The 17,869-nt window shown below is 30.6% G+C and carries 20 protein-coding genes and 2 pseudogenes; 6 read left to right on the plus strand and 16 right to left on the minus strand.

The annotated features are described in order from the left end of the window. Nucleotides 1–64: 64 nt before the first annotated feature. Together MK851_RS09095 and MK851_RS09100 are read left to right on the plus strand one after the other, a co-directional pair. Nucleotides 65–757, plus strand: a complete 693-nt coding sequence (locus MK851_RS09095) for a hypothetical protein (RefSeq protein ID WP_303506225.1) — start codon at nt 65–67, stop codon at nt 755–757. A gap of 785 nt (nt 758–1,542) precedes the next feature. Then, a complete protein-coding gene (locus tag MK851_RS09100) occupies nt 1,543–2,409 on the plus strand; it encodes a hypothetical protein (protein WP_320243329.1) in 867 nt (288 codons plus the stop codon). Nucleotides 2,410–2,510: 101 nt separating this feature from the next. Here the strand turns inward: MK851_RS09100 and MK851_RS09105 are convergent. From MK851_RS09105 to holA, 12 genes and pseudogenes are all read right to left on the minus strand, one after another. After that, nucleotides 2,511–2,648 (minus strand): annotated as a pseudogene (locus MK851_RS09105) (DNA polymerase III subunit delta); the annotation flags it as partial. 19 nt (nt 2,649–2,667) lie between these two features. Continuing rightward, on the minus strand, nt 2,668–3,270 hold the full coding sequence (locus MK851_RS09110) for a hypothetical protein (protein WP_303506219.1): 603 nt from the start codon (nt 3,268–3,270) through the stop codon (nt 2,668–2,670). Between the two features lie 23 nt (nt 3,271–3,293). Continuing rightward, nucleotides 3,294–3,764 (minus strand): hypothetical protein, encoded by a 471-nt coding sequence (locus MK851_RS09115; protein WP_303506217.1) that lies wholly within the window; start codon nt 3,762–3,764, stop codon nt 3,294–3,296. 11 nt (nt 3,765–3,775) lie between these two features. After that, nucleotides 3,776–4,435 (minus strand): hypothetical protein, encoded by a 660-nt coding sequence (locus MK851_RS09120; RefSeq protein ID WP_303506215.1) that lies wholly within the window; start codon nt 4,433–4,435, stop codon nt 3,776–3,778. Between the two features lie 3 nt (nt 4,436–4,438). Then, nucleotides 4,439–5,020: a hypothetical protein gene (locus tag MK851_RS09125; RefSeq protein ID WP_320243332.1), complete on the minus strand. Its 582-nt coding sequence runs from the start codon at nt 5,018–5,020 to the stop codon at nt 4,439–4,441. Between the two features lie 3 nt (nt 5,021–5,023). Further along, nucleotides 5,024–6,901, minus strand: coding sequence for a type VI secretion system tube protein TssD (gene tssD / locus MK851_RS09130; RefSeq protein ID WP_320243334.1), 1,878 nt, complete (start codon nt 6,899–6,901; stop codon nt 5,024–5,026). Nucleotides 6,902–7,271: 370 nt separating this feature from the next. After that, a pseudogene (locus tag MK851_RS09135) lies at nt 7,272–7,496 on the minus strand (DNA polymerase III subunit delta); the annotation flags it as partial. A 93-nt stretch (nt 7,497–7,589) separates the two neighbouring features. Further along, on the minus strand, nt 7,590–8,174 hold the full coding sequence (locus tag MK851_RS09140; protein ID WP_320243336.1) for a hypothetical protein: 585 nt from the start codon (nt 8,172–8,174) through the stop codon (nt 7,590–7,592). A gap of 98 nt (nt 8,175–8,272) precedes the next feature. Next, a complete protein-coding gene (locus tag MK851_RS09145; RefSeq protein WP_320243338.1) occupies nt 8,273–8,743 on the minus strand; it encodes a hypothetical protein in 471 nt (156 codons plus the stop codon). A 214-nt stretch (nt 8,744–8,957) separates the two neighbouring features. Further along, on the minus strand, nt 8,958–9,632 hold the full coding sequence (locus MK851_RS09150) for a hypothetical protein (RefSeq protein ID WP_320243340.1): 675 nt from the start codon (nt 9,630–9,632) through the stop codon (nt 8,958–8,960). Between the two features lies 1 nt (nt 9,633). Further along, a complete protein-coding gene (gene tssD / locus MK851_RS09155; RefSeq protein WP_320243342.1) occupies nt 9,634–11,244 on the minus strand; it encodes a type VI secretion system tube protein TssD in 1,611 nt (536 codons plus the stop codon). A 371-nt stretch (nt 11,245–11,615) separates the two neighbouring features. Next, nucleotides 11,616–12,617, minus strand: coding sequence for a DNA polymerase III subunit delta (gene holA, locus MK851_RS09160; protein ID WP_303506202.1), 1,002 nt, complete (start codon nt 12,615–12,617; stop codon nt 11,616–11,618). A gap of 405 nt (nt 12,618–13,022) precedes the next feature. On the opposite strand from holA, the gene MK851_RS09165 reads away from it, so the two are divergent. The 4 genes from MK851_RS09165 (at nt 13,023) to MK851_RS09180 (ending at nt 16,071) form a co-directional block, all read left to right on the plus strand. After that, the gene (locus MK851_RS09165; protein WP_303506200.1) at nt 13,023–13,466 is read left to right on the plus strand and encodes a type I restriction enzyme HsdR N-terminal domain-containing protein; all 444 of its coding nucleotides are present in this window, start codon (nt 13,023–13,025) and stop codon (nt 13,464–13,466) included. Nucleotides 13,467–13,471: 5 nt separating this feature from the next. Further along, nucleotides 13,472–14,020 carry a nucleotidyltransferase family protein gene (locus MK851_RS09170; RefSeq protein WP_320243344.1) on the plus strand — a complete coding sequence of 183 codons (549 nt, stop codon included), beginning with the start codon at nt 13,472–13,474 and terminating at the stop codon, nt 14,018–14,020. Nucleotides 14,021–14,311: 291 nt separating this feature from the next. Continuing rightward, a complete protein-coding gene (locus MK851_RS09175; RefSeq protein ID WP_320243346.1) occupies nt 14,312–14,941 on the plus strand; it encodes a hypothetical protein in 630 nt (209 codons plus the stop codon). 131 nt (nt 14,942–15,072) lie between these two features. Beyond that, nucleotides 15,073–16,071, plus strand: coding sequence for a glycosyltransferase family 2 protein (locus MK851_RS09180; RefSeq protein WP_320243347.1), 999 nt, complete (start codon nt 15,073–15,075; stop codon nt 16,069–16,071). A gap of 184 nt (nt 16,072–16,255) precedes the next feature. On the opposite strand, the gene MK851_RS09185 is transcribed toward MK851_RS09180, so the two are convergent. Genes MK851_RS09185 through MK851_RS09200 form a run of 4 tightly spaced genes read right to left on the minus strand, consistent with a single transcriptional unit; the run spans nt 16,256 to nt 17,854 of the window. After that, complete coding sequence (locus tag MK851_RS09185) at nt 16,256–16,411, minus strand: hypothetical protein (RefSeq protein ID WP_320243349.1); 156 nt, start codon at nt 16,409–16,411, stop codon at nt 16,256–16,258. 13 nt (nt 16,412–16,424) lie between these two features. Beyond that, nucleotides 16,425–16,730, minus strand: coding sequence for an SRPBCC family protein (locus tag MK851_RS09190; protein ID WP_320243351.1), 306 nt, complete (start codon nt 16,728–16,730; stop codon nt 16,425–16,427). Next, nucleotides 16,730–17,350, minus strand: a complete 621-nt coding sequence (locus tag MK851_RS09195; RefSeq protein WP_303506190.1) for an L-threonylcarbamoyladenylate synthase — start codon at nt 17,348–17,350, stop codon at nt 16,730–16,732. Before MK851_RS09195 ends, MK851_RS09190 begins: the two co-directional genes overlap by 1 nt. 3 nt (nt 17,351–17,353) lie before the next feature. Beyond that, a complete protein-coding gene (locus tag MK851_RS09200; RefSeq protein ID WP_320243353.1) occupies nt 17,354–17,854 on the minus strand; it encodes an IS1096 element passenger TnpR family protein in 501 nt (166 codons plus the stop codon). Between the last annotated feature and the right edge of the window lie 15 nt (nt 17,855–17,869).

The following is a 17,869-nucleotide window of genomic DNA, read 5'->3' on the forward strand; positions in this document are numbered from 1 at the left end:
GAAAAACTTTCACTTAGATAGTTTATTGATTTTGTTATATTTGAAACTCTAAAACAAAAAAAGCATGAAAATAAAGACCTTAATCTTCGCCTTACTACTTTCAAACATAGTTTTTGGTCAAAATAATACCTCTAAAAACAGCAATAAGTTACTTTCAGAAACAACTACTGAAGTTAATTCTTTATACACTCCTAATTACCCTGAAGGGATATATACTTCTAAAAAAGATTTTATTGCTAAAAAGCCTAGTTCTTTAAAAACTGTTGTAATGAAAAACTTTAATAAAAAAGTTATGGATAGTATTATTCACGATTGTTATTTCTATTACTCTGATAATAATAAAAAGGTGAGAAACGTCTTTGCAATTTCCTATAAAGGGCATTTATACTTTCAAATTAAAGCTATTTTAAAAAACAGAAACAAAACTGATAGGGCTCAAAACACCAACTACCATAACATGTTTGTCAGGACTATTATAGGCGGAGAGAATTACTTATATACCGAAGCTGAGTTAGTGAACCAATGGGCTATGGGAACTGCTGTAAATTTTGGGGCTATTGGTGGTGCTATTGCTAATGACCTTATAAAAGGAAAAGGTATTGTTTGGGATTTTAAAAATAAGGAATTTAACATTTTTAAATCTTGTAAAGACTACAACAAATTTATTGAGGACAAACTACCAGAAGCTGTCCAGGAATGTAAAAAGCACCAACCTGACATGTTGGGAGTTAGAAAAGCTATAGAAAAAATAAAATAATATTACAACTGCTTACTCATACTACAACTAACAAAATTCTACTTTTAAGTATTGGTTGATAGCTTTTTCTTGACTTTTTTTAATGCTTACACCGAGAGCTTTTATAAAATCTGTTGGGATTTGAGGCTACGGCTAGCAACGTTGTCAGCTTTTTTATGCGTGTTATTAATTTATCTATTGCCGTAGTATTAGCGACCCATGCCGTGGTGTTAGCGACCCGTGCCGTGATATTAGCGACCCGTGCCGTAATATCAGCGACCCATGCCGTAGTATCAGCGACCCGTGCCGTGGTATCAGCGACCCATGCCGTGGTATTAGCGACCCGTGCCGTGGTGTCAGCGACCCATGCCGTGATATCTGCGACCCATGCCGTGGTATCAGCGACCCGTGCCGTAATATCAGCGACCCATGCCGTAGTATTAGCGACCCGTGCCGTAGTATTAGCGACCCATGCCGTGATATCTGCGACCCATGCCGTGGTATCAGCGACCCGTGCCGTGGTGTCTGCGGAGCACGCCGTGATAGTAGCGACCCATGTTGGGGAAGTATTCAATAAAGTGTGTCAACTTGGTTTTTGATTTTCTAAATAAGGTATCAGAGATCGTTAATAACAAGTAAAACTACTTTTAATATCTAAATAGCTGAGCTTATGGAATTCCGTAAGAAAATTAAATTATTATTGTTAAGTTCGTAAAAATATAAACAAACATAAATACAACTATAAACCTACCAGAATGGGTGTATAACGATGTATTATACACCTATATAAACAAGTTAGCAGCAAGATGTCGAAAAAAAATATAGATAAACGAGAGATTCAATTAGGAGAACAGATTCAAAATGGTTTATATGGTAAAGAAGCTATAAAAGATGCCAATATTTATAAAGAGATATCCAATACTGGTATAGAAACTTTTATTAAAAATATTAATGATTTTTATTCAAAAGAAATCGAATCTGTTTTTAAACCATATCCGCATGCATTAATAGAAATTATTTTAACACTATTTTTCAAGAATAATTCAAAAGATGTCGAATTATCAGACTGTTTTGCTTTAATTTTTCAAAAGAAAATTGAAGGAACTAGAAAATCTTATATAAAAGATAAATATATTAATATGTTAGAAGCTGGTCATGCTTCTAAACAATCTTTATCAACAAATAATCCTCTAATTATATGGGAATTAACAAAAAATAATTTTCTAGCATATAACGAATTTCTTAATGTTTTAATTGGTGTAATTCTTATAAATTATCGTTACTCTATTGGAAAAACATACAAGTTTAATACACTTGACAACCACTATGGTAATAAAGTTAACCAATTAATTGAGTTAAAACCTGAGAATCAATGTTATCAATATTTATTTGAATTATTACAACCAGATATTAGAAACGCTATTGGACATCAAAATATTTGGTTCGAAAAATCTAGTAATACAGTTACATATTTAAATGACAAAACTGGTTTAAATGAAACAATGTCAATAGAAGATTTTATTCTTTTAAATTCTAAAGCTTCATATCTAGCAGAAGCATATTTAGTATCTATAAGCACTATTGCAATCTTTTCATTTGGAACAACACTAGATCGAGCAAGATTACCAAAAGAATTATTTTTATTAATAATGAAAATAAATTCATCTAAATAAAAAAATCCTGCTGCTAACACCTGCTCATAGTTAATGCGGGTTTAGTTCTTTCTCAAAGTTTTGTCTATATTTACTTGTAGGCTTACCCTTTTTAGGGAAGTCTACAAAAAGGAGAAGCCTACAGCTCCTACTCCTTTGCTTTTTACATCGGCATCACGTAATAAAGCTATAATTTGTGATACTTTTCGCATGGGGTAGTTACGAGCAGCGTTTACATAGTCGTCTACAAAATATGAGGGTATTCCTATGTTTTTGGTGTTATAAAACTTTTAATCTTCTAAAATCAACTTTTCTTTGGTTTAAAAACTTTAAGTCTACAAAGTATTCTTCAAAATCTTTTTTAAGAATATTTTCTCCAGCTTTACTTAAATACATATCTTCCATTTCCCATTTTTTATAATATATATTAATACCGTTTTGTTCGTAAAGCTTCATTCTGGCTTCTACTTCATTCATAAAAACTGATGTTTGTAGTTTTATATTTTTGTCTTTTAAAGAAATTGTTATTTGCGACCTAAACCTTTTACGAGTTTCAAACCTGTCGTGTTTGTTTTTATAATATTCAGGCGACCTTATAAATAATTCATCTAAAAAACTACTCTTTTCATCTAAGTAATCGTCTGGATTTTCTCTACACTCTTTTCCGTATACATCAATAGATATAGTTTCGTCGTAATAGAATCCTTCAATTCTAACATCTTCTGTAGATACTTTTATGTGTAAGTAATCTTTAAAGAGCGACTTGTTTGACCTATTGTTGTATCTGGTAGCATTATTATAGTTATCGGGACTCTTATGTGAAGATGTAAGGTAAATACCTTCAACTATTTTTCTTATAAATGTTACTAAGCTAAACTGCATTCTTAATGGGTTTCTTTGATGTTTTAATTTTTAGCTATTTTTCTTTTGCTGTAGAATAAAAAATAATAGAAAGCTAGATAAGATGATAACAAAGTGAAGGGATAGATTATAACTAAGTTAGCATAATAATAACGTTCTGCAACATTTAGTTCTGAATTAGCTTTTCCAAACTTAAATATGTTTAACAATGTATTTGTTATCTCATTGCCATAAGTAAAGTGTTCATCGATATAATTAATCAAATAAACCATAATTAAAGTTGAAAACCCAGCACAGGTAACATATACAAGTGGTTTTCTTCCCTTGAAATTCATTAATAGACCAAAAGCAGTTAATAGAATTATAAAAAAGAAAAACAACAAAAAGCCTTTACTGCTTTTATCAGGCTCACCTTGTATTAGTACTTCTGCTAAAATTATGAATAAGATTATTTGAAAAGTAGTAAAAATGCTACTGAAAAAGATCAGCATTATATTGATTATATTTTTTATCATAATTTACTTTTTTACCATTCTACAGGAAAAAAAACAGTTTTATAACGAGTAGGTCTAACCTTAACTTCACTACGTTTTGAGCTTCCTGTAGGATTATACTTCATTTTATGAGCTTTTCCTAAACCTGTAATAAAATTCAGTGAAATAGTATCGTTTTTTGTCAGCAATTCCAATAAGTTATAATGTTTGTTTTTAAACTGAGAAAAAGAACCTATGTGCAAAGTATCCTTGTTTTCCTTTATCATTTTTTCAACATAAGGTTTAAGTTGTGACTGGACAGCATTGGTAGTATCTAAAAGATGACATCTTATGTAATAGATGTAATTTAAACTGTCTTTACCATAAATAATTCTTTTTTGGTGATTAGTAGCGTATATAAGTGAATCGTTTTTAATAGTATAAAGCCCTAGTTGAGATTTTTCTTTTTCTATATGAGGGCTAAAATGGTAATAATTAATTTTACTTAGTGTCTGATTAACATAAGATGTATTCCTTATTTTAATTTGATTGGGAAGTTTTATGTATGATATTTTATTTTCAATTCGTTTTTTATACATCCCTATTATTACTGGATAATCATTAGCCTGAACTTGATTAAAAACAAGATCTTTTTTAGGGTTGGCACAAGTAAATGTTGTTAAGATTATAAATAAGTAAACAGTTAACTTCATTGATTAGTTAAGCTTAATAGGTACTTTAATTCTTTTTATTTTTTGATTTTTCCCCTTAAGTGGCAGAAGTTTAAACCTTAAATATAGAGTATCTTCTTTTATTAAGTCTTTTGTTAAAGTTGGGTAATTTTTATAAAAATCTTCAAAAACCCCTAGTGTAATAGAGTCTTTTGTTTCTCTACCTTTAATATATTTTGACGATAGTTTATTCGACAGTTCAGTATCGTAAATCATATGCCTGGTGTATAATAAGAACTTTTTTCTTTTATTAGAGCTAAATGACCTTTCTTCATAATCTTTTAATACTTCTATCTTTTTTTCTTTGTTTATATAATAAATTTCCACAGAAGCGCCTTTTTTAGGGTTTCTGTATTTGTATTGATAAGTATATAAAAGTTCTTGTTGACTACTCTCAATATATAGATTAAAAGGTAAACTTATCGCATCTATTTTTTTACTTTTAGGATTATACCAACCGATTATTTCATTACTTTTTGAAGTAGTACTCTTTACTTCAATATTTCTTTGCATACTGCAAGAAGAAATAACAAATAGAATTAGCGTTATATATAACTTATATTTCATAATTTATTCAATAAAAATGGATTCAATAATTGTTTTTACTTGTACTGGATTTTTTTTATCCTCTCTAATTAAAAGCATGACATTTCTATCACTAAATATCTTTTTATCATAATCTCTTACCTCTTCTAATGTTTTAAACTTACCTGTAAGTATACTAGATAGAGTATTACTTGTAATAGGCTCTAAGAAATATGCCATCTCGTAAACATGTAGAAATGTTCTTAAAGCATCTAATCCTTTTATTTTTGCTCTTTCAAGTTTTTCTTGCATTATTTGGTCAACTATAGCTTCTTGCTTTTCATGTTCAACTAATGCTACATATCCTAAAAACTCAAGCCATAAACTAATACCTACTATGGGAGTTTTGGGTAAAAAACGTTTTAACAAAAAATCAGGTACGTTTAAAGGTGTATCCGTTATTTCTTCTAAGCTCATCATAGAGAAATCAACCAAACTAAATATTTTACTAAATGCTTCAGATGCACCTTCTGCACTCATTAGTGGTCTTATACGTAATGTATTAAGTATTTCTACATTAGTACCATTAGTTGCAAAATAATGTGCTTGGTTAGCTGCTGATTTTACAATACCGTTATTAAAACGTCTACCTCTTTTTACAATTACCTCTTTGTTAAATACTTCTTCGGTGTATTGGTAAATTTTTCTAGACTTGGTATGTATTTTACCATTTGTATCTACCATAGTACCTTTGGCTAATTTCGCCAATGCAATGGTAGTTACTTTACTTTCAATAGCATTATTATAACCTGCTACAGCACTACTTACAAGTTTTTCAGCTTTCTTTTTAACTTTCTTTTTAATTTTTGATTTAGCAACATCCTCAACTTCATCAGTTGTAGCTTCTTTAAGTTCAGCTAAAAACAAAGGGCTTCCATCGTTAGCAATAAGTTGTGGTAATTTACTCCCTGCAATAGAAGGTTTAAAAAACAGTGTTCGATCGGTAAAAGCTACATTAAGGTAAATACTTTCTCTATTAGGTAAATTTTTAGTTATTTTTTTATAAGTAACTCTCCAATAAAGTTCAATATCGTAAGCTCTATCTTCTACAAGATTTTGTTCCCATTTTTGGTTAAGAAAAAGTTCAATAGTCGCCTTATTATTTTTTACAATAGCTTTTTTATGAATTTCTTTCTTATCGAACTCATCATCGTCAGGGTTTAAATAGTCATCTGAAAAAAACTTATCTAAATCATATAACTTACAATCAATTTGCTCTCCATCTTTTATATCCTTAGTTTCTATGTGAAAATAAACTGTATCTCCTAATTTGGCTTTTGTTAGGTTTAACCTGTCATTTTTATTTTTAGTCCACCATCCACTAATTATTTGAGGGTTTTTTTCTGACTTATTGGTTTCTTTCTCTTTATAAGGAGTATCTTCTATAGATGGTATAAAACTTTCTTGCCAAGGCTTTATATAACGAGTAGGACTTTTTCTACGCCAATCTGTACTATTATTAAAAAAACGATAATCTTGCATTGCAGGTGATATGGTTAAGGTAACCTGCATACCTTTTTGATTATCAAAAGTTTCATAATAATTTACAAGTACGCCATCTTGAAAGTTGTATTGAAATAGTTCTATTCCATCAAACTCGTCTTTGTAAAAGACTATTTTACCGTCTCTTAATTGATAAAGATTAAAAGGATGACGTATTTTTTTATTACCTCTTCTATCTGATTTAATCCAATCAACAAAGGTATCATCGTACATTTCAGATTCAAAAGTTATTGAAATAGCTCCTCCTAATAAGGCGGAAGTTGGTTTACCGTTCCAATCGGTAAGGCGATTATAATTTAAGTTTGTAGTAAGTAGTTCTCGTTCCTCACCACATACAAAAAGCTTTGCTTTTATGTTCATAGATGTATTTTAGGGTGGTACAATTTTTTGAGTTAAAGATATAAAATATCTCCAAAATTATACAATTAGTGTATTGATTTTTAAGCTTTTTGCCGTAAAATACTGTCTTTTAAGAAGAACCAATTTTATTTGTACGCAACTTGTACCTGTGTATACAATTTTATGTACTTAAAAAGCCACTAAGTAGTACGTGTTTTTTTGCTCTTTTATTCGAGCAGTCGTCTGTTTTGATACGTTTGATTATGAAAAGTGAGTCTGTGGGTAAGTTAAAATTGCCTCTTTATTAGAATTTTGTTTGTAAAATATCGTTTTACAACATTTTTCTCGTAGTTTTTTACTTCTTCAGTCACAAAAGTTATACACAACACTATTAATGCAAAATCTTAAACAGTAATTCTTTTAAAATATCAGCATGGGTTTGGTTGGCTCCTACTCCTTTGCTTTTTACATCAGCATCTCGTAATAAGGCAATAATTTGTGATACTTTTCGCATCGGGTAATTACGGGCTGCTTTTACGTAGTCGTCCACAAAATATGGTTTTACTCCTAAGTTTTTAGCAACCGAGGCTTTCTATTTATCTTTTAATCCGTGATATTAAAATTCATATATAGAAAAACGATTACTTACTCTGTTAATAAACTTTTTAAGAGTATTATGAATTAACAGGTAAATAGTTAACTTCATTAATTAATTAGTTAATTTAATAGGTACTTTAATTCTTTTTGTAGATAGTTTACTTTTTTTATCCTCGTTGTTAAAGCTTAAGAACAAACTATCTTTTACCAATATATTTTCAGCTAAATCTGGTAATTTGTTTTTAAAATCATTAAAAAAGTCGAGTACTATAGAATCACTTTTAAACTCTCTATTTCTATAAGAGTGCAATATTTGGTCGGAATATTTCTTGTTTGTTATTAAATGTTTAGAATAAATAATGTATTTTTTCTTTGTACTAGGTGTTATTTTTTTTCTACTGAAGTTCTTTTTCTTTTTTAATTTTCCATTTGCTTCTAACTCATACAAAAATGTATGTGTACCACTGTTTTTATCTGCATAAATATATTTATGAGATATGAACTCACGTGGTATTAGAAAACTTTTATTTTCAACTTCTAAATATATAGGAACACTAAAAGCCCAAATATCTTTCTGCTCTTTATCATACCAAGCAATAACTTTATGTTTATTAGACACTTTACTTGTAACAGTAATTTCTTTAGTTGTTGTACACGAAACTAATAGAAGTGTGAGTATAATATTTAAATACTTCATTTTATTTTAATATCTCCATAATATTTTTTTGTGAAAATCTCCCATGTAATTTGTGTTTTTTAAGCTTTTATATTTAGTATTTCTATTGATTTAGAAATTTAATTTTCACTCCATTCATCAAATACTTGAGCTACCCAAAAATCCTTTTTACTATCATACTTATAGTAAATTTGTTCACTGCCAAAATCAGTCTCTATTTGTAATATTGCATTTTTTAAGTCTTTACTTATAAGTATACTTTTAAGCTCAAATAGTAAGTTTTTATATTTGATTTTTCCACTTGGGTAATAAGCTACTCCGCTAAAAACAGCTAGAACATCTTTATCCCTTTTTAACCCATAAACAGACGCAGTTGCAAATCGTTTTCTCTTATTTATTATTTTTTTATACTTTTTATTATAATAAAGCAATGCCCGCTCAGTATTTCGAGAACGTGGATAAAGAATATATTTATTTGATTTTTTCTTATTTATAGGCTTAAAAAAAACTCTTCCATAATTATCTTTTGTTTTAATTATTGAATCACAAATAGTAACATTTACAGATTGGTCTATAACTAAATATTTCACATTGGACAACAGTCTGTTTTTTCCACTACCTACAGAATCAAGAACATTATTTTGAACAAAGAGATTTTAGACATCGAATTATAGAATTTAAAAAGAGCATTTAGAAATAATATATGCATATTGTGTTTTTATTGTAGTTTAGAATATTGGTGTAATTTTTCCCATTGCCATTTATTAAGTGTGTATTTAATAATAAAGAGTAAGGAATCTCACACTAAAACCCACTTTGAATTCTATATTTTTTTAATACTTTTCCAGTAATTCCGTCTATGCGAAATCGAAGCGTTCCTTTTTTGTTAACTTCATTCTTGTAGTTTTCATTTCCTTTTAATAAACCAATATACCAAATAGGTTTTACCTCTGGAAATTCATTTAAGTTGTTATGAACAGCATAAAACTCTGTTATTTCATATTTTTCAATTTCTTTTTTTGCTATTTTTTTTACTATTGCTATAGCCTCTGCCCAACAAATATTATAACCTTTTTCATAGTCTATTACTTTAGTAATATTTCCTTGTTTATCATAGTTGGTTTCTTTACCTAATGTATAAATATTATTATATGTGAAAGCTGAAAAATTTATTTTTCCTTTGTTATTATAGTATAAATATTTATTTATGTTTGTTTGTTTGTTTGTTTGTTTGTTTGTTATCTCATCTTTAGAATACCAATATTCGTTTTTATAATCATCGTCATCAACTATAACAATGCTTCTTTTTTCTTTTTGCAAAAGATTAAGAATTTTTTCATCAATTATTAACTCCTCTTTAGAAATCTTAAAAATAGGATTATTATAATGACAGGTATCATCGTTTATCAAATACTCTTTAGGAACAGAAGAACAGTTAACAAATAAAACAAGTGTAAAAAATATTAAAAAGTAACGCATCTTATTTTAGTTTAGAATATTGGTGTAATTTCTCCCACTGCCACTTATAGGTATGTTTTTTGTTGTTTTCATAATCCATATAATTGTCAGTTTTATTGTCTTTAAATTGGTGTTTAGCCCTTTTAGTCTTATCAACCTTACCTTCATTAAAGGTATGCCTTAGACCTAAAGCATGCATTACTTCGTGTATAATATTCTCTGTAGCTATTTTTCCATCAGGGTCTAACACCAAATAGGCTATTCCATCACCTGTGGGTGATATTCCTCCCGATGTTTTATATTTACCATCAGGTTTAATATCTTTTTCGTTAATACACTTTTGATTGATAAAATACACTGTTATTTTATTTACATCTCGATTACTATGTGTTTCACCAATGTAATGTAAAACAACGTGTTTTCTACTTCTTTCAATATAGTTTCCAACTTCTACGACAGGATGTGTTTTCAAGAAACCTCGTGTTTTTAGCTTTTGCGAATATTCAGTAAAATCTACTATCTTAGGGCTATTATTTGTAATAGTAACATCAATCAAAGCGGGGTTTAATCCTTTTTTTAGAGATGCCTCTAAGTCTTCTTTTTTGATTTTTCTTTCCAAGTTACGTTTATCTTTCCCATTCCCTTGAATCTCCACAAAGTACCACTCTAGGTCTATAGTTTTGGGTTTAGGGTAGTATATATTAAGAGCACCAACGGTTAATTTATCATCCGCTTTTATAAGGATTTGCGCTGGGGTTGCATTGTTGTTTTTACATGTAATTTTTACCTCTTTTACGCCTTTTAAGTTTTTAGGTTCAAAACTAAAGTCTGGATGTTCTTCAAAAGCTATGTTTTGATATTGTTTAGCTTTCTTTTTAGTATCCCAATCTAGTTTTAATTCTACTGTTTGGTTTTTTCTTATACTTATCCAATTTGGTATATACTCTTCATCTAAAATTTTTTCTGAAAGAGGTTTGTATTCTTTCTTTAATTTTTCATAACCCGATATTACTATAGTTTCTTTAGGAATGCTATCAAAACCAAAAATTCCGTCTTTTATATCACGGCTTCTAGCAGCCTCTACTATTATTTTAAAAGGCTTTTTCTCTTTCTTTGGTTCATTATTCTCCTGTGCTTTATAAGGTGTTTCTTCTATAGGCGGTATAAAACTCTCTTGCCATGGTTTTATATAACGAGTTCTACTTTTTCTTCTCCAGTCAGTACTATTATAAAAAAAACGATAGTCTTGCATTGCAGGTGATATGGTTAACGTAACCTGCATACCTTTTTGATTATCAAAAACCTCATGGTAGTTTATAAGTACACCATCTTGAAAGTTGTATTGAAATAGTTCTATTCCATCAAACTCGTCTTTGTAAAAAATTATTTTACCGTCTCTTAACTGATAAAGATTAAAAGGATGACGTATTTTTTTATTGCCTTTTCTATCGGTTATAATCCAATCAATAAAGGTATCATCGTACATTTCAGATTCAAAAGTTACTGAAATAGCTCCTCCCAATAAGGCGGAAGTTGGTTTACCGTTCCAATCGGTAAGGCGATTATAATTTAAGTTTGTAGTAAGTAGTTCTCGTTCCTCACCACATACAAAAAGCTTTGCTTTTATGTTCATAGATGTATTTTAGGGGTGGTACAATTTTTTGAGTTAAAGATATAAAATATCTCCAAAATTATACAATTAGTGTATTGATTTTTAAGCTTTTTGCCGTAAAATACTGTCTTTTAAGAAGAACCTATTTTATTTGTACGCAACTTGTACCTGTGTATACAATTTTATGTACTTAAAAAGCCACTAAGTAGTACGTGTTTTTTTGCCCTTTTATTCGAGCAGTCGTCTGTTTTGATACGCTTGATTATGAAAAGTGAGTGTGTGGGTAAGTTAAAATTGTCTCTTTATTAGAATTTTGTTTGTAAAATATCGTTTTACAACATTTTTCTCGTAATTTTTTACTTCTTTAATGATAAGGTTTGCACACAATACTGTTAATGCAAAATCTTAAACAATAATTCTTTTAAAATATCGGCATGGGTTTGGTTGGCTCCTACTCCTTTGCTTTTTACATCAGCATCACGTAATAAGGCAATAATTTGTGATACTTTTCGCATCGGATAATTACGGGCTGCGTTTACGTAGTCGTCCACAAAATATGGGTTTACCCCTAAGTTTTTAGCAACCGAAGCTTTCGATTTGTCTTTTAATCCGTGGTATAGTAATAGTTGTGTAAAAAAACTATTTAGTAAGGAAATGGTCATTACCAACGGGTTGTTCTTTGGATTTTGCGCAAAATAATTGATAATTCTATTTGCTTTTACCACATCTCGCTGTCCTACTGCTTTACGTAACTCAAAATTGTTAAAGTCTTTAGAAATTCCGATGTTTTCTTCAATATGCTTATCGGTAATAATGGTTTCCGCAGGCAATACTGAGGTTAGTTTATCTAATTCGTTGCTAATCTTGCTCAGGTCGGTTCCTAAAAACTCCACCAACATTTGCGAAGCTTTTGGTTCGATGTTAAACTTTTTTCCACCCAATACCTGACGAATCCAATCGGCTACTTGATTATCATACAGTTTTTTACTCTCGTAAATGAGTCCACTTTTTGCAATGGCTTTGTACGCCTTTTTACGTTTATCGAGCTTTTTGTATTTATAATTAAACACCAATACGGTACTCGGTTGTGGATTGGCAGCATACGACTCTATTTTATCAATCGTACGGCTTAAATCTTGCGCTTCTTTAACAATAATCACCTGCTTTTCTGCCATCATCGGAAAACGTTTTGCCGACGACACAATTTCTTCTATCGATACATCACGACCGTACATAACTACTTGATTGAATCCCTTTTCGGATTCATCTAACACATTATCTTCAATGTAATCTGAAATTTTATCAATGTAATATGGTTCTTCCCCCATTAAAAAATAAATGGGTTTGATATTGCCTCCTTTAATATCGGATATGATAGATTTAATTTCGTTCATAAAGCCTCTCCTCAATCCTCTCCTAAGGAGAGGAAGTATTATTGTTCTTGTTAATACTAACTCAAATAATTACCTCTATTAGGTATTATTATTTAAAATGTTATAGCGAGGTATTCATTTGTAATGATACTCTTTTGTCATTTCGAAGGAGCAATTTTATGAGCGACGAGAAATCTTAACAATAAGAGTAACACACCTCTTGAGATTCCTCCTCCTTCGTCGTTCGGAATGACAATTACTATAATGTCATTTCGAAGGAGGTTACGACTGAGAAATCTCATTCAACGGAGTAACTCTCATGTTTAAGATCTCTCACATTCCGCGTTGCTCCAGTTCGAGATGACAATAATGTTTCGTCATGTTGAACAACGAAGAAATAACTTATAATTTTATTACTTTTGGGTTATGCAAAAGCTCAACCTTCCTAGCTATACATTCAAGCTCAAAAGTAACGAAAATAAGACGCTTATTTTTGATAATTTGAGAAAAAAATATATGGTATTAACTCCCGAGGAATGGGTACGTCAGCATTTTGTGCAATGGTTGATTCAAGAAAGAAACTATCCTGTTTCATTGATTGCTATTGAAAAACAATTGGTTATCAACAACCTTAAAAAACGTACCGATATTGTGGTTTTTGCTTCTGACGGGCATCCGAATATTATTGTGGAATGTAAAGCTCCGCATATAAAAATTACCCAAGATACTTTTGATCAGATTGCACGCTACAACTTAAAACTCGATGCTGATTACCTCATCGTTACCAACGGACTGCAACACTTTTTTTGTATGCTAGATAAAGAGAAGGAAACTTATGTGTTTTTAAAAGATATACCTAAGTACCAATAAGTTTTATGAAAGCAAATTTTACCACTGAACTCATAACTATTATTAAAAATGATACTTGGATGCTAAACATTCTTGAAGCTGTTAGGAATCTACATTTACCCGACTGTTGGATTGGTGCTGGTTTTATTAGGAACAAAATTTGGGACTATAAACACAATAGTAAAAGAACTTCTTTAAACGATGTTGATGTTATTTATTTTGATGAAAGCGACATTTCTAAGGCTCGTGAATTAGCTCTTGAAGAACAACTCAAAACTATTAATTCCTCTGTAAATTGGTCGGTGAAAAATCAAGCAAGAATGCATACTCGAAACAATCATTTACCTTATAAAGATTGTTACGAAGCCATTTCTTACTGGCCTGAAACAGCTACAGCAATTGCTGTTCAGTTAAATACAAACAATCAAATAGATTTTATTGCTCCGTATGATTTAGATGATGTATTTAATCTTATTGTACGACCTACTCCTAATTTTGATTTAACAACGTATCGTAACAGAGTTATAAATAAGGGGTGGGAAAACATCTGGGAGAAGTTAGTTATTGAAGAGTAAAGGTTACGCACCTCGTGAGATTCCTCCTCGTACCTCGTTCGGAATAACGGTAACGGAAACGTCATAGTGGGGAGTAATAACAATGCTGCTATCTCACTATTAACAAAGAGATTACTTAACATACCACTTTGACTACGCTCAGTGTTCATTTGGAATGATGGTAATTCCTTTAATGACATCCAGCACACATTTCAACACACAAAACAGCACGCTTATAACATTCCTTTGTCCTTGCTTTTATCATTTTCTTAAATTCATGTTCTGAGGTACCAAACTTAAAAAATTGATTTTATGAGTAATGATATTAAACTAAACTTTATAAACAGATCTAATGATGCTAATAACAGCAGTATTGTGATTTTCCAGAAAAATATTTCAGATACCTTTGATGAAATTGCCATTGCATGGAAAGTTATTAAAAATTGTGGTCGATTAGACAATCATCCTTTCAACTATCCTATAATCTTTCAAATTGCAGCTAGTGATTCTTACGGAAACTACACACCTCAATTAACCGCCTGTAATGGAAATGCTTATGAAATGGTTAAAAGTACTTCTGGAAATGTCTTACAGAGTTCTTCAACTCCAGCTACTAACCCAGAAGAAGTAGAAATACAAAATAACTTAACTAATGGCGATATTTGTGCTCACTGTTACAGAAATGGTAAATTATTAGCTACTAAAACTAATCTTGTACCAGGTCAAAAAGCTATTTTTAAATTTGAGCCTAGTATTTACATTGGTGTTGCCTCTCAAATTGAAGAAGGTAGTTTTATTTCTTCTGCAGTTATCTCTGAAATAAACACAAAAATTACTATACTTGGTATTGCTAGTGCTGATATTGTAATGACCGGCGGGAGTTCTGAACCTTTTAATTTTAGTTTAGAGAATATAACGTATATACCTGTAGAATTAGAATAGAAGTTGCTCTGTTTAATAAGATTTAACTTTGCTGAACCTTACGGCTTCTCTCATACAGTCAGAATGATGGAACACAGAATGACTCATGCTTTTTAACACGAATTTCATTTTTAAACTGTAAATTTGCCGTCTTGAAAACAGCAATCGTCATATTAAACTGGAATGGGAAAAAATTGCTTGAGCAATTTTTACCTTCTGTCGTGAATTTTAGTTCAGAAGAAGCTGAAGTGTATGTCGCAGACAATGCTTCTACAGATGATTCTGTTGAATTTATTAAGCAGTATTTTCCTACTGTAAAAATTGTAGAGAATACCGAAAATGGCGGGTATGCAAAAGGTTATAACGATGCGTTACAACATATTGGTGCAGATATCTATTGTTTGGTAAATTCTGATATTGAGGTTACTGAAAATTGGTTGACTCCTATTATCAATACTTTTAAAAAAGAGTCCAACACAGCCATTATTCAACCAAAGATTTTAGATTTTAAAGATAAATCGAAGTTTGAATATGCAGGTGCTGCTGGTGGTTTTATTGATGCTTTTGGATATCCATATTGTCGTGGTCGTTTGTTTAGCGATTTAGAAACTGATAACGGACAGTTTAACGATACTACCGAAATATTTTGGGCATCTGGGGCTTGTTTTTTTATCCGCTCTGAAGTTTTTCATCAACTCAACGGTTTTGATGAAGATTTTTTTGCACATCAGGAAGAAATTGATTTGTGCTGGCGTGCTAAAAACAGTGGACATATTATAAAATATGTAGGGTCATCCACTGTGTATCATGTAGGTGGGGCTACATTGGATACTTTAAACCCTAGAAAAACGTTTTTAAATTTTAGGAATAGTTTACTCAACTTAGTTAAAAACTTACCTTCTGCTAAATTGTTTCCAATTATATTTTCTCGTTTAATTTTAGACGGGTTGGCTAGCGTTAAATTTTTATTGGAAGGGAAACCTAACCACTTGTTTGCTATTTTAAAAGCTCATTTTAGTTTTTATGCACATCTTTTTAGGTTCATAAAAAAGAGAAAAGAATCACTAAAGAAACCGAACTACTACAAACACAAATCTGTGGTTTGGCAGTATTATGCTAAAGGAAGAAAAAAGTTTACCGAGTTACGTTAATTCTTGCTCATCTTTATAAATATAATATAGCAGAAAGAAGACTGCAATTCCTCCAAAAGTATGCCATAACCAGTGCGTTTCCATAGGTAATACAACTACTTTATTATCTAATGTCCTAAATAGTAAAGCTATTCCAAAAACTGCTCCTCAGTATACAGTGTATTTTACATTTCTCCAACGGGTCTTATAAAACAACACGCCATGCATCTGTTTCTGCAAACTCTTTGATAACCTTATTCCTCTCTACTAATAACTTTATCATATATTTTTTCAAGAATATTTTATCTATTAACTTTCCTAAAAAAACTAGAGGAGACACATAATCAAACACATCAATCATCTTTACTTTATTCTCAAAACTCTTCTATGAAATAATGCTCATGTCGAAAGCTTTTAAAAGCTCCTTTTTGCATTTCATCTACAAAATATTCTGGATATTTATATTCTGTTATTTTTGAAGTTAATTCTTGGTAAAAACCTAAGTGTTTAGCTCTCCAAGTAACACTTTCATTTAACCCTATTAAACCAGTCATTTTACCAGCAACAACTTCCTCTTTTGTCTTTTGAGTTGATATTTTATGCAATTCTACACTACGAGATAAATCAAATACAATTTCTCTGGAAGAATGTATATAAGTAACTAACTCAATCCTAGGCATTACAAAACATCTAAGTTTCCTTTTCCTTCACGAAGTACTTCTGGTTCATCGGTTGTTAAATCGATTACAGTAGATGCATGATTGTCACCATACCCACCATCAATCACGACATCAACAATGTTCTGCCATTTCTCGAAAATTAATTCAGGATCGGTTGTATATTCTAATACTTCATCTTCATCGTGAATAGATGTAGATACAATCGGATTTCCTAAAGCTGCTACAATGGCTCTTGCTATATTATTATCAGGTACACGAATACCTACTGTTTTTCGTTTTTTATAGGCTTTTGGTAGTGAGTTACTACCTGGTAACACAAAAGTATATGGCCCTGGTAAAGCTCTTTTTAAAATTTTATAAGTTGCGGTATCTATTTGCTTTACGTAATCAGATAAATGACTTAAATCGTTACAAACAAACGAGAAGTTGGCTTTTTCTGGCTTTACTTTTTTTATTCTTGCTACTTTTTCTAGTGCTTTAGTATTGGTAATATCACAGCCTAAACCATAAACAGTATCGGTTGGATATATAATTAACCCTCCATTTTGTAAAACTTTTACAATTTTTTCAATCTCTTTTGGATTGGGGTTGTCGTTATACAGTTTTATAAATTGTGCCATAGCTTAGTAATTATCAAAGTCAAAATCGTCTAGGCTTTCAAAGTTATTAAATTCATCATCAATTTCATCATCTATATTTTTTGAAAGATCTTCTGCCTTAAATTCTTTTTCTGGAGCTTCTTCTGGAATTTCTCCTACAGATAAGATCATTTTTGTTTCAGTAACTTTTTCATTAGATTGTTCTATTACCTCTACATAAAACGTCCACATTTGCAAGAAATCGTACACATAAATCAACTTATCGTGTTGGTTTGGTATGGTTTCATGCAACATACATGTTGCCATTGAAATTCCTTCTCCTGCTTCTGACATATTAAATAAAGGAATTTCTTCACCTTGATTCCAATCGTCATCGGTACGGTAAAAAGATGCCATTTCTTGTCCGTTAAAATCAAACGCTTTTGCGATATCAAAGTGTAGGTTTTCTAACGAAGCTTTTTCATTTACTAACAGGGTTCGTATTACATCTTCTTTCGTATCTAAAATTACGCGTACTTTATACATTCTATCATTTTTTGT

The organism is Tenacibaculum sp. 1B UA (assembly GCF_033978845.1).
In the GTDB taxonomy this organism is placed as follows: Bacteria; Bacteroidota; Bacteroidia; order Flavobacteriales; family Flavobacteriaceae; genus Polaribacter.

What these genes read in the sequence shown, in the direction of transcription:
- MK851_RS09095 (WP_303506225.1), top strand. Translation starts at nt 65, where the DNA reads ATGAAAATAAAGACCTTAATCTTCGCCTTACTACTTTCAAACATAGTT.
- MK851_RS09100 (WP_320243329.1), top strand. Translation starts at nt 1,543, where the DNA reads ATGTCGAAAAAAAATATAGATAAACGAGAGATTCAATTAGGAGAACAG.
- MK851_RS09110 (WP_303506219.1), bottom strand. Translation starts at nt 3,270, where the DNA reads ATGCAGTTTAGCTTAGTAACATTTATAAGAAAAATAGTTGAAGGTATT.
- MK851_RS09115 (WP_303506217.1), bottom strand. Translation starts at nt 3,764, where the DNA reads ATGATAAAAAATATAATCAATATAATGCTGATCTTTTTCAGTAGCATT.
- MK851_RS09120 (WP_303506215.1), bottom strand. Translation starts at nt 4,435, where the DNA reads ATGAAGTTAACTGTTTACTTATTTATAATCTTAACAACATTTACTTGT.
- MK851_RS09125 (WP_320243332.1), bottom strand. Translation starts at nt 5,020, where the DNA reads ATGAAATATAAGTTATATATAACGCTAATTCTATTTGTTATTTCTTCT.
- tssD (WP_320243334.1), bottom strand. Translation starts at nt 6,901, where the DNA reads ATGAACATAAAAGCAAAGCTTTTTGTATGTGGTGAGGAACGAGAACTA.
- MK851_RS09140 (WP_320243336.1), bottom strand. Translation starts at nt 8,174, where the DNA reads ATGAAGTATTTAAATATTATACTCACACTTCTATTAGTTTCGTGTACA.
- MK851_RS09150 (WP_320243340.1), bottom strand. Translation starts at nt 9,632, where the DNA reads ATGCGTTACTTTTTAATATTTTTTACACTTGTTTTATTTGTTAACTGT.
- tssD (WP_320243342.1), bottom strand. Translation starts at nt 11,244, where the DNA reads ATGAACATAAAAGCAAAGCTTTTTGTATGTGGTGAGGAACGAGAACTA.
- holA (WP_303506202.1), bottom strand. Translation starts at nt 12,617, where the DNA reads ATGAACGAAATTAAATCTATCATATCCGATATTAAAGGAGGCAATATC.
- MK851_RS09165 (WP_303506200.1), top strand. Translation starts at nt 13,023, where the DNA reads ATGCAAAAGCTCAACCTTCCTAGCTATACATTCAAGCTCAAAAGTAAC.
- MK851_RS09170 (WP_320243344.1), top strand. Translation starts at nt 13,472, where the DNA reads ATGAAAGCAAATTTTACCACTGAACTCATAACTATTATTAAAAATGAT.
- MK851_RS09175 (WP_320243346.1), top strand. Translation starts at nt 14,312, where the DNA reads ATGAGTAATGATATTAAACTAAACTTTATAAACAGATCTAATGATGCT.
- MK851_RS09185 (WP_320243349.1), bottom strand. Translation starts at nt 16,411, where the DNA reads ATGATTGATGTGTTTGATTATGTGTCTCCTCTAGTTTTTTTAGGAAAG.
- MK851_RS09190 (WP_320243351.1), bottom strand. Translation starts at nt 16,730, where the DNA reads ATGCCTAGGATTGAGTTAGTTACTTATATACATTCTTCCAGAGAAATT.
- MK851_RS09195 (WP_303506190.1), bottom strand. Translation starts at nt 17,350, where the DNA reads ATGGCACAATTTATAAAACTGTATAACGACAACCCCAATCCAAAAGAG.
- MK851_RS09200 (WP_320243353.1), bottom strand. Translation starts at nt 17,854, where the DNA reads ATGTATAAAGTACGCGTAATTTTAGATACGAAAGAAGATGTAATACGA.